The sequence below is a fragment of the Advenella mimigardefordensis DPN7 genome, from assembly GCF_000521505.1.
Classification (GTDB): Bacteria; Pseudomonadota; Gammaproteobacteria; order Burkholderiales; family Burkholderiaceae_B; genus Advenella; species Advenella mimigardefordensis.
The window spans coordinates 3,814,879-3,826,566 of sequence record NZ_CP003915.1 but is presented as its reverse complement, the minus strand read 5'-3'; the positions used below and the strand labels follow the sequence as shown (position 1 = coordinate 3,826,566).

At 48.9% G+C, this 11,688-nt stretch carries 9 protein-coding genes; 2 read left to right on the top strand and 7 right to left on the bottom strand.

All coding sequences use genetic code 11. The features are described 5' to 3' along the window. Nucleotides 1–420: 420 nt before the first annotated feature. Entirely contained in the window at nucleotides 421–750 is a 330-nt protein-coding gene (locus MIM_RS17575; RefSeq protein WP_025374071.1) for a hypothetical protein, read from the bottom strand. Beyond that, entirely contained in the window at nucleotides 728–886 is a 159-nt protein-coding gene (locus tag MIM_RS23235; protein ID WP_158318749.1) for a hypothetical protein, read from the bottom strand. Before MIM_RS23235 ends, MIM_RS17575 begins: the two co-directional genes overlap by 23 nt. A gap of 375 nt (nucleotides 887–1,261) precedes the next feature. Between MIM_RS23235 and fabF the strand changes: the two genes are divergently transcribed. After that, on the top strand, nucleotides 1,262–2,530 hold the full coding sequence (gene fabF / locus MIM_RS17570) for a beta-ketoacyl-ACP synthase II (protein WP_025374070.1): 1,269 nt from the start codon (nucleotides 1,262–1,264) through the stop codon (nucleotides 2,528–2,530). 97 nt (nucleotides 2,531–2,627) lie between these two features. Next, a complete protein-coding gene (locus MIM_RS17565; RefSeq protein ID WP_025374069.1) occupies nucleotides 2,628–3,101 on the top strand; it encodes a MarR family winged helix-turn-helix transcriptional regulator in 474 nt (157 codons plus the stop codon). Nucleotides 3,102–3,178: 77 nt separating this feature from the next. Here the strand turns inward: MIM_RS17565 and MIM_RS17560 are convergent, their stop codons facing one another. The 5 genes from MIM_RS17560 to MIM_RS22645 all read right to left on the bottom strand — a co-directional run bounded on the left by MIM_RS17560 (nucleotide 3,179) and on the right by MIM_RS22645 (nucleotide 11,605). Then, nucleotides 3,179–7,720, bottom strand: coding sequence for a hypothetical protein (locus MIM_RS17560; RefSeq protein ID WP_025374068.1), 4,542 nt, complete (start codon nucleotides 7,718–7,720; stop codon nucleotides 3,179–3,181). A gap of 299 nt (nucleotides 7,721–8,019) precedes the next feature. Continuing rightward, nucleotides 8,020–8,934, bottom strand: coding sequence for a hypothetical protein (locus tag MIM_RS17555; protein ID WP_025374067.1), 915 nt, complete (start codon nucleotides 8,932–8,934; stop codon nucleotides 8,020–8,022). Nucleotides 8,935–9,404: 470 nt separating this feature from the next. After that, nucleotides 9,405–10,292 (bottom strand): DUF4435 domain-containing protein, encoded by an 888-nt coding sequence (locus MIM_RS17550; RefSeq protein ID WP_025374066.1) that lies wholly within the window; start codon nucleotides 10,290–10,292, stop codon nucleotides 9,405–9,407. Between the two features lies 1 nt (nucleotide 10,293). After that, nucleotides 10,294–11,253: an AAA family ATPase gene (locus MIM_RS17545; protein ID WP_025374065.1), complete on the bottom strand. Its 960-nt coding sequence runs from the start codon at nucleotides 11,251–11,253 to the stop codon at nucleotides 10,294–10,296. Next, complete coding sequence (locus MIM_RS22645) at nucleotides 11,222–11,605, bottom strand: AAA family ATPase (RefSeq protein WP_084459030.1); 384 nt, start codon at nucleotides 11,603–11,605, stop codon at nucleotides 11,222–11,224. Before MIM_RS22645 ends, MIM_RS17545 begins: the two co-directional genes overlap by 32 nt. Nucleotides 11,606–11,688 lie beyond the last annotated feature (83 nt).

Genomic DNA, 11,688 nt, shown 5'->3' with positions numbered 1-11,688 from the left:
GGTGGCCCTACTTGATCACCGCGGTGCTGTGGGGTTCGAAGAAATACTGATTACGTCTCCCGAACCTCTTATCAGGGTCGTTGACATTGTTCGGATACCTCAAGACCGTGAACAGGCACGAGCCATTGGAACTCGATTAAACGAAATCCATACTGAAACACGTTGAGCAACCGCAATGCATTTTTTCCGTCGTTGACTCTCTCCCGAACCTTTCGTCAGTAAGTTGCCGATACAATTTTGTGATGTGCAAACCGATCAGGAGATGGGCTGCGGAGACATGATCCCCTAACCCATATCTTCCTAGCGCAGCAGTTCAATATTTTGATCAATGGAGCCTTGAATTATGTGAGTCACCCCAGGTTTGAGGACGCTGCTGGAATCGACCAGGGACACACCACCGGCAGAAGCCGAAGAAAGGTACTATCGACAACTTGCAGCGCCAGCCAATCGAGCTGCCAACAGATTGGCCTGCACGGCAAACTTCTTGGTATTGGGCTTCTTTAATCGCGTCAGTTTGTATAGCCTCCAGCGGACGCCTGGTAAGTATTTAAGGTGAGCGATGCCCCGCAGCGACCAAGCGGGCATTCCCGCAATCAGGGAAAGTAAAAAGCGCCGCTTGTTTTCGTCCAAGCCTTGCAGGATTTCGTGCAACATGTGGTCTCGCGCAGCCAACAGAGTATCCAGCGGCACCGGCTCGGCCATCATGCCCAAGAAGTTGTGCTCGTAGTCATGTTGTATATCCCGATACATCGAATTGCATGACAATTAATCGATTGGCCAGCCGATATCCCACATAAACGAGCGCGCCGAAGGTGAGTGCCAGACTCCAGCGAGTCGCAAAAGGTTCCCCGAACCCCAGAATGTTCAAGGGCCGTGAGGCTTTCATCCGAGTTTCCATCTTTCCTTCCCGGCTATTGTTGATCATCATATCTGCTTCAGGGTAAGCAGATTAGGTGCCTAGGATTTGGATTATAGCAACGTCTAGTTTGGTCAGATTTTTACCCAAATCAATTTGTTTGTTATTTGCCTGCTGCGTTGCCAGTTCTCGCTTTACCGCCTTCGAAACCTAATGGTTCGTCTTTTTCGGGTGAACCTCTATCAGCGGCACAAAAAAGTGATATTGACATAAATAATGTACATACAGTATTCTTGTGCGAAATTCTTAACAGATAGACGATGTACCTGATGACCTACTTGCGTCGTTGCAGGTTCTGCATGCCAGTCATTGCGGTATAAAGAACATTAGCTGGAAATGGTTTATATGCGTAGAGTTGTTGTTACTGGTCTTGGTATTGTTTCTCCACTTGGCTGTGGTACAGAACTGGCCTGGAAGCGCTTATTGGCTGGAGGCAGTGGAGTTCGGCGTTTGGACGACGATATTGTAAGTGGCCTTCCGGTTAAGGTCGGTGGAACTGTGCAGGGGAGGGATGCTGACCGTGAAGGTGGTTTCTGCCCTGAAGCCTCAATACCAAGTAAAGAATTAAAGAAAATGGATAGGTTTATCCAGATGGCAATGGTGGCCGCTGACGAGGCCCTATCCAACGCAGGTTGGGCTCCTGAGTCTGAATATGAACGGGAGCGTACTGCGACTATTATTGCTTCGGGGATTGGCGGGTTTCCAGCTCTTGCCGAGGCTGTAAGAATTGGCGAGGCACTCGGGGTAAAGCGTTTATCGCCATTCACCATTCCTTCGTTCTTATCGAATCTGGCAGCAGGCCAGATATCAATTAAGCATCATTTTCGAGGACCTATTGGCTGTCCGGTCACCGCGTGTGCGGCAAGCGTGCAGGCAATCGGTGATGCGCTTCGCCTGATTCGTACTGGTGAAGCCGATATTGTGTTGTCGGGCGGAAGTGAAGCAGCTTTCGATAAGGTAAGTATTGGTGGTTTCGCAGCGGCCAGGGCTTTATCTACCGGTTTCAATGATCAGCCCACACACGCATCTCGCCCATTTGATAATGAACGTGATGGGTTTGTGATGGGCGAGGGGGCTGCAATGCTTGTTGTAGAGGCGTTAGATCACGCCTTAGAACGTGGGGCTCGGCCAATAGCCGAAGTTATTGGCTATGGCACGACAGCCGACGCTTATCACATGACTGCTGGCCCTGCCGACGGCTCGGGAGCAGCGAGGGCCATGAAGTTGGCCTTACAAATGGCTGGGATCGCTCCTGAACGTGTTGATTATGTCAACGCACACGCGACCTCAACGCCGGTAGGGGATGCTGGAGAAATTCAGGCACTGAAGACGGTCTTTGGTACCGGAGGAGGACCGGCTATTTCGTCGACCAAGTCGGCAACAGGGCATCTACTAGGTGCGGCGGGCGCGATGGAGGCAGCATTTTCGATTCTTGCTCTCAGAGATGGGGTGCTTCCTGGAACATTGAATTTGGAGAATCCTGATGCGTCAGCAGATGGCCTTGATCTTATAGGGCCCGCAGCGCGTGATTCTGCCGTTGAGATAGCGTTATCTAACGGTTTTGGATTCGGCGGAGTGAACGCTTCTGTTGTCTTCAAACGGTACGAAGTCTGATGCGCAGGGTAAGTTGAATTCAATCGAATTATACATTTGTAGGGTACGGGTTATAAGTGATGAGAATTGGTAAACAGGTTTTTTCGTATTTATTTCAATGATGAAAGATGATTTTCAGATCGCGGCCATTCCGGATATCTGTCTGGGTATGAATAGTCGGCTAGCTTCGCGAACGACGACAAAAGTTCTCGGGCGCTTGCTGGAACCACTTGGTTTGGACCCAACACAATTCCCAATTATGGTGATGCTTCACCTGCACCCAGGAATGGTTGTTTCCGCACTTTCTATTTCTCTGGATATAGAGGCCTCTGGAATTTCTCGGAATATTCAGACCCTGGAGCGAAAAGGGCTGGTGATCTCATCCGGAGGAAGAGGGCGTAAAGGCAAACAGCTTACCTTATCACCAACGGGTCTTAAGGTTTTCAAGCAGGCTGTTCGATGTTGGAACGAAGCTCAACAAATGCTCATTGCTGAATTGGGAGAGAAGGAAGTTAACGAAGCACGGCAAATGATGAGGAATGTTAGTGTGGCTGCGCAGAGGCTGTTGGCTACAATGGATAAAGGGGGCTAAGCGCTTCACCTAGATTATCTACCATAGCGGCTAATCTCCTACAGGGGTTCATATTTGCGGGGTGCGACACGCCAAGGTTATTTCTTTGCATGCAGCAACAGTAGCTCTTCTGTCGGCTTGTCCTCCAATAATTTTTCCAGTTGTTCAGGGCTAGGTTTTTCACGGCTTCTATACTGGTTTTTTTTGAAACCGTTTTCCCCCAGGGTATAGACAGTTGTATGTAAAACACGACCGCCAAATCCTCCGTAACCGTCTTTACCTCCGAAAACGCCTTTCTCTCCAGCCACGACCCAGATCGCTGCCAACCCTTTTCGGTCCAGCATAGCTAGAAAGGCGTCCCGATCAACGAGCGCTGCTTGGTATCCTGGCTCAATCACTGATGGATCGAAGAAGCATATTTCGCCATCCACATCCACGAAGGTCGGCTTCTGACCGTCTTGCAAGCGTAACCCCATCTCTTTCGCAAGCCAGGGGGCAGGCAACTCGATTCGAACTGTTTCATCGATCGAGTAGTCGTAGCCGCCTCGCTCGGACAGATAATGCGCACAGGTAGGTCGAACTGAGACTGACAAGCCATTCCAGTGACTCCCGCCCACCCAATCATCCTGATCCTGTAGCTTAGGGTGCCATGGATATTCGCCGAGGAAGTAGGAGCTATCAAGATGGAATTCAGGCAGAGAATCTGGATGAACGAGGTTGCGCCCGCTAAGGCTCTTCACAGCACTAGCCTCGTCATTTTTTGCAACGACTACGCAGCGAACGCGGTACCAAGTCTCGCGCTGCATGGACTTATTTCCACCGTCGAGGCCGTACTGCCGCCAAGAAGCAAAACTACTCAGTGTCAGCCAATGTCGATTCGTCTTTGGGTCTGTCAGATCAATGAAGGAAGCATCGTTGAGCAAGTCGATTTGGCTATCCAGCCACGCTAAGCGTTCAAGTGGAGCGATAGGTCGAAGCCGAGGTTGCACCGGAATCCACCAGGTCTGATCCCATTGCTTCCAATTGTCGTAATAGGTTTTCGTGACCAGCAGCGATGGGTCTATGTCTCGTAGTCTAATATCTCTTACGCCTTCGTAGGTACGACACTCATCTCCGTAGCTTTGCCCCATAAATAGCAGATTATCCGCCATTCTTGCGACCAATTCGTGCAGGGCCAGCCACTGATATTTTTTTCCAATACGTTCCACACGATGTTCGTACCGATCTCCACTGTATCCGCGTTCAAGCTTTGCGAACCGCTCTTGGGTCCAGCCGAGTTCATGTGCGCGCATACATATCCAGCGGCGGCCCCAACCTCTGTTAAAGCGAGCGGGATAGTCATATGGTTGTCGCGAAAACATGGAATACCGCACAAAATCCTGCGCCTTTACCCGGTACTCCTCCCATGCTTCAGGCGATAACACTGCTTGGAATGTGTTCTCGGCAGCTTTGAGCGCAGTACGCTCAGGAGTTTCTTTATAGCTAAGGTCGCCTCCACAGGCATTTGCGGCATCCGCTACGAGCTCAAACGCAGCAAGCTGTTCGGCGCCGGCCTGAACTGTGAATCGCTCGATCCATTCGCTCCCTAGGCTATGCGCGCTTGGACAGTCTTTTGCGTCGATGGATACAGGCGCCCAGTTATCGATCGTATGGTCGATTACGTAGCGAGCGAAATCACCGTCATTGACCGCCGAACTGACGATGGCGTCGCCGTGGTCCTGTTGATAGCTATCGATCTTTTCTTCCGATACATATTCGATCGGCCATTGACTCTTATGAGGCGGGTGCGCTTTCGTCAAATCGACGCTGGGCGGCAATTGCTTGCGGAATTGCGCATAGGTGATAATACCACGCGCGTGGTCGCGAAGCAGTTCGTTGAGAGGTGGAGCACCGGCCGCAAATACAAGCTCGTAGGTGGTCGCCGCAAGTTCGGATAGGCCGTCGACGGTTTTTCCCTGTAATGCTGCACCATAGGCAGCAGCAAAAAGCCGTTCCCTGAGATAGAGGTCATTTGCTTCAGAGAATAGTCTGAGCGTAGACGCTGCCAGGGTGAGGCGCATAGCAAAGAGAGAAGCTAAAGCTTTGGTTGTCTTATCGCGAACTGCACGGTGTGAAGTAGTAAGGAACCAGGAGAGTGTGATCGCAGCTAATTCCGCACGACCATTGTCGATTGTTCCCATCCCATTCTGTATGGCCCAGTTAATAAGCACTTCAACCGGGTCACCTTCGCTGCCACGATTATTCAAATAGACCGACCAACTGGCATCGCGTTCGGGCATTGAAAGCGATGAAAGGCGTTTGTGTATATAGAGCGCATTGAATTTGTTCTCGGGCTCTGTTGCTATTGAGATGAGAACATCGCTAACACGTTCGTTATTTTCGAGACCCCGAAGACATTTAAAGGTTCGGTCGCTAAAAAATCTCTGCTCGCGCCAAAGTAGGCTGTCGAAAAATGCTTGTCGGATCATCCAATTAAATTCTGGTCTGAGATCTACGATTTCAACACCGCAGTGCTCAGGTAGCTGGATGGCAATTGCTTCGATGATGCCGGCAACGCGGTAATGTTTTTCGCCGAAAGCCAAATCGCCTAGCACGGTGCTGTCAGCAAATGAAGCCTTCACGTCGTCCTGATTCAAATGCTCTTGCAGCAAGCGGGCTGCAATGGCGTGATCGCTATATCGCTCGAAGGTGAAACGTACCATGGGCACTATCTTGCCATCATCCTCTCGAATGAGTTCGATGGCTAGAACACCTTCACTCTCAAATTGAGAAAGCAGGCTCCTTTCAAGAGAGCCTCCAGAGGGCAGAACGGCCTCGAATGCACCAATCACCTCCGTTTTGGGTGCATATCCTTCGCCGCGACTGATCAGGATATCTGTGAGAAGGGTTAGTGCAGTCGCGACGAGATCAAGATGAGGGTCCAGTTTCATGCGCTGGGTGATGGCGCGGATAACGGCGTTGTTATAGAAGTTAAAAATGGCACTTACCCCGCGTAAGCCGCGAGGGAGCTCGTTCTTGCCTACCTTTTCGAGGAAATCACAACAGGTTTTGAGGAAGAGCGGATTCTGGAACTCAGGTACCAAAGCGGGGGCGCCGGGGCGGACGACTCCTCGCTTGGCCAGATACATGTTAGCTGCCTCGCCCCCGCGCACTGCAAAACCTTGATGAAGCACCCGAGGCAAGCGTTTCTCATCGAGCGAATCGGGCACCACATGACGTACGTAGGTTGATCGGCAAGATAGCACGATGCTCACATGCGGGAAGGGCTCTGCCATCTTAAGAAATGCAGCTAAACGATCAGGCCAAATATCCGTGCCATGGCGTTCATTGATAGCGTCAATGCAAATGATAGTACGCACGCCAGCGGCTTGCCCCGCAGCATCTAGGCTTCCGAGAAAGTGCTTAGCTTGTAGGTCTGGCGCCAAATCCAGTTGCGCCATGATCTGCTTCCAAGGTTCACCCTCAACCAGCGCTCCACCCAGTACTAGTAATGCCGGCCGGTTTGCGTGGATCTGATGTTCTACTACGTCCGCAAGGAGATGCGACTTGCCCGTTCCAGCTTCACCTTCCAGTAGTACGGCATGGGCGTTCGCAAACTGCCAATCGTCGGAATCAAGTGCCGCCTCAATGTCACGGACGATATCAATCAGTCGGAAGAGTTCATGTCGCGCCCAGTCCTCCCTGGTAACGCCAGGATCCGCTTTACTCGCCGGAAGTGTATAGACCCACTCCAACGCGTTATAGAACGCAGAAGAGCAAGCACGGCTCGCCTTTTGCCAAGCGTCGAGCGGCAATTGAGCTTCTGGGCCGACAGGCCCTACATCTAGTGCTTGACTGAGCGAGGTTAGTGCTGCACTGAGAGCGCTAAGCTCTTTTGGTTGATTGTTCTTGCCAAGCGCGCGCTCAATGGCCTCAATTGCGCTCCTGCCACGATCCCCCAGGGACAGTGACCATTCCAGTACAGTGTCATTAATCGACGGATCACGGGCGAACGCGAGGAAAGTTTTACGGATGGGCAATTCGACATTGGTGTCGGGCGTGTAACGCGAGCCTAGGGCTTCACGCATTTTTCCAAACTGCTCTGTAAACCACGCGGAAGTGAGCGTCGTAGTCCCAAACCAATAAAGTAGCCGTCCATTGTATGCAGGGCTGTCGGTGGTAAGGCGGCCACTCAATACGCCACTATCCCAGAGAGAAATAGTCAACGTGCGCTGCTGAACTGCTGCATGCTGTTCCCAGCCGGACTTCCACGTATCCCATTTTTGACGAGCACTCTTTTTCTGGGTAGCGTGATTTCCCTGGTTTGGCCGTCCATCCGGAAGATCGAACGGAATACATACCGTAAGCTTGGTCAAACGGGGATGTTTAGCAAGTGCCGCTTCTAGCGATGTATTGAGTTGGGTCTCGAGACTGGCATCCCAACTGAAGACATATTTGGCCTGCCAGCCATATTCGTCTCCGTTGGCGAGCGTAACGAAGCATTCGATTCCACCATCACCACCACGTCCCTTTCGTACAAAGGTGGAGCCTGCCGGTCGTCTCTCAAGGGACGCCAACTGCGTGACCAGTTCCTCGAAACCGATATGTTGGCTTCCATCGTGAGGGCGAATTCGAGAGAAATCAATGTCGGGTAAAGCCATAGTACGGATCACGACTTATGAGAAAAGTTGCCTTAAACTATTGTTTGACGAACACGTAAAACAGTGAGATTCTAAGGGTTAAAGATAAATGTTACATATTATTCTCGAAATAAATTCTTGTAAGGACTTTTATCAAATATGCTGTTTCATTGGGCGGTTGCTATGTTTTATCAACGTAGTTTTCAAATTTGGAATGACATTGATCGTATGGCCGTTTGGCTCGGGTGCCGTCATCCGTCGATGGCATAATAAATCGGACCGTTGAATAGCGGCAAGACTGGCGACGATTCGATGTCATGCTAGCCACCAAAATAATTGACCGGAAGGAATGACTCCCCAGTTTGGGAGGCGTGCCGACGAATCCGTCGAACGAGGTCAATATAGGATATGCCGCCTGTGAGGACAAGAAATATGTGGGATGCGTCGAGAAGTAGCAATGTGGTTTTCTTACCAGATGCCTCTTGGACTGCTATCGATGAATATCCTGCCATAGAAACAAACAACCCCATCGTGTTGTCCGCCTTGCTCTCAACTTTGCTCCGGAATATATCAATGTCGGGTCCGCCTGCTTGGGTCGTAGTGAACTTTAGCTCGACGAGGTAGGTTGTTCCGTCAATCGTGAGAGAGCCGTCAATCTGCCTACCGCCTGTGTTGTATGGTTTACGATGTTCAACTTCCGTGAATTTTAGAAGATCATAGAACCAGTCTTGAAAAGCGTAGCCACCTGGAGCTGTCCCTTGCCGCGGCACAAGTTCGTTGAGCCGTTGCATCAATTCAGCGAGGCTGGTTCTTTGGCGCTGAAGCTCCTCTCGCTCCTCGCGTGCCTTTGCTTTCGCGGTCTCACGTTCGCGTTCAGATCGAACCTCTTCTGCTTGTCGGGCGATAAGTGCCTTCAGTTCCCTAACTGCTTTGGACGCATCTTGGATTTTGTCCGCAGAATCTTCCCAATTGCGAAGGTCCGGAAATGTAGTCTGTTCGGCAAGGGAAAGTGCGATCTCACCGATCACTGCCTTGCCTTTTTCGCTCCGTTGAAGCGCAGCGAATGTTCGATCGAGGAAATCGCGCTTACTTTCGTCTGGTGACCAAGTCGCTAAGTGTCCTTCTGCGACATGGGTTTGCCGCAAAAATTTACGAAGCGCCTCTTTTCTCCAGAACGATCTAAGCGATGCTTCGTATGTAAGCTGAACGAGGTGTGCCGTGATCTTTACTGCCATGTTTTGAGTCTTAATCGTATGAAATCTTCAGAATAAGCATGGGTGTCGCTGTGCCGGTTTAGTTTTCGACGGGCAGAGCCGGTCGCAATTCGACGCTCCTGCATTATTCACCATCTAGATGGGACGTCGACTGCGTATGTGCTTGTAAGATACATTATAGCCTACCCACCCGCTAGTCACTTTGTAGAACTCGTCTGAAAGACTGCTCTGGGTTGCAAGTTGTCATTGAGAGGACTATGTCGCCAGTGTGAAAGGTTGTTGCCAGATCGGGATTGACCTGACACGATTTGGCTTATTTGATTTAGCGGTGTCGCACTTTAGAGGAATAGGATGAGTTGTAGTGGGGATTGAAATGGGTAAAACTAGTTTTAAATGAGCAGGTTCGATTATTTTGGCAGAAGTGATGAAAACTGGTCATAGTGCTGTGCCGAAATTTCGATACAGTACCGGACTCAAGTAATAATTTTTCTTCACGTATTAAATTCCTGGTGTGGCGGATTAACGATCTTGTTTATTGCGTCTACTACTTCCCGTAATGGATCTGTATTACATATGCGTGAAAAGCGCATCTTCAAGTTCACATTCGGGGCTTTCGATCTTGTAACGCTTCGCATACGTGCAATTAAAAGTGGGAGAGAAAAATCTTTGGCTGATACATAGGTAGAGACAAAGCATTTTGATTTATTGATGGAGTTCTCTATTTCGACGTGCGCCCGTGCAACGTTGTCGGGCCCAAATTGGGCTGTTAGTTGATCGGTGATTTCTGTGCAGATAGCGCGAACTTTGCCTTGATCTATTTCGCCAGTCGCATCAGCGCAAATGCTAGAATAACCTCGGCATACGGTTTGTATCCCAGATCGCAACTTATGAGCAATTGCAAAAACAATAAAAAGTTCTCGCAATGGTGTCTCGGCGCGCGTTAACCAGCCATGGTAGTCGAACTGACGCCGTAATTTTTCGATAGTCTCGGCAGGAACTTCGTCATCCATGATTAAGGCTAGAGCATTTTCTTCAATTAGAAAATTTTCTACGCAATAACGAGGTAGTACAACCACATTGTTTGGTAAATTCTGAATCTCTCCAGCTAAGAGATATAAATCGCCATCAACTAAGTATACGGATGGTCGCTTTGCTATTTCGCCAATGGGTTCGCGTGATGCCATTTCTATGACTCTATTCCGGCTTCCGAGGGGAAAGACTCGTTCGATCGTTACATTATCACCCATGGCACGATTAAGAAGCGATGCAAATATTTTTTGATATCCAGGTGCAGTGTCTTCGATGTATATGTCGAAATCGTTGAAGTTTTCATGGAATACCGTCATTGCATATTTGGCTGCGTCAGTTCTCTCTAACATATTATCCTACCTGCACGCAATTATTCTTACGGAAACCGACTATTTCAGGGGAGTGTGTAGCGAAAATAAATTGATTCTCACTATCCTCCGGAGAAATGCTATCAATCAACATTTCTTGCCACCGAAGGTGAAGAGAAACCTCAGGTTCGTCAACGATAACCACGCCATGTTGATTTCGGGCGAATCTTCCGTGGGCTAGTAGTATGAGAAGTTGTTTTTCACCGGATGACATTGAGGAAAGCTGTATTGGTGAGCCACCTTGAGTAATATTAAGTCGCCCAAGAGAGTCGACCGAGGCCGTTTTTTTAGAGTCTCTGAAGAATTTATTAAGAATTTCGACGAATTCTTGAATTGGCGCATATAAACGTTCTGTCCGTTTGTTTTGCCTGTCCATTTCGGCTAGCAACTTATGAATTCTTTGTATTTGTGCTTTATTCAGTAACCATTCAATGAGTTCTTGATTGGCTTCGGTTTCAGTGTTTAAACCGCCAGAGATTTTGGAAAAGAAATTGTTGATTTGTTGTGACGCTAGGCGACTGCCACCCAAGTCAGTTGCGAATCTCTCAATCTCGGTACGCCGTTCGAGGATCTTTTGAAATTCTCGTGATTTTTCTGCTGTAGACGGCCAGTCGGTAGAGTCAAGTTCAACATAATCAAACATAGAGTCTACAATTACATTTATGAGACGACTGGTTGTGGTGTCGCTCATCCTACGGAAATTTCGATAGGCTCGCTCTATAAGTCTTTGGCAACTATCCAAACCATCCAACGACTCTCGTTGGAGCCTTTTCGACGGCCTTAAATAAGTGCGCCCTGCCAAATCTTCTTCGTAATAATAAGGCTCATCATCATATCGACCTGTGCGCCGCTCCAATCCAAGAAACAATGGGCGCTGACCCTTAATGAACTGGCCGAATCCTTTTTCTTGATCATTGAGTAGATGAATACGCTGCTCTTCCAAAAAAACTATCCAAGCGCTCAGATTTAAGAATGCTGTTTCGGTCGTCGTTTCCGGAAAATGGAATTTTAACGCTAGATTCTTCGCCGTTTAGTATAAATATTAAATTTGAACCTGCGTTTATTATCTCAAGATTAAATAATTTGTCTTGATGGAGGACGTCAATTGTCAGTTTCTGAAATTTAATTGAAGTTAGTGTTGATAAATCAATTGTGAGTGCCGCTTGCATTAATCGAAGTGCGGTTGTTTTTCCGCTTCCGTTAATGCCAATCAAGAACGTTATACCAGAAAAGAAATTTAAGTCGAAATTATATTGTCCATGTACTTTCGAAGCCTTAAAGCGAAGTATTTTCACGAAGGGTTACCTTTAGGTATATAAACAGTTTTCTGCAGTTTGGCAGAATAGTTACGATTGATAATCGGTCATTCTGGTGAGGC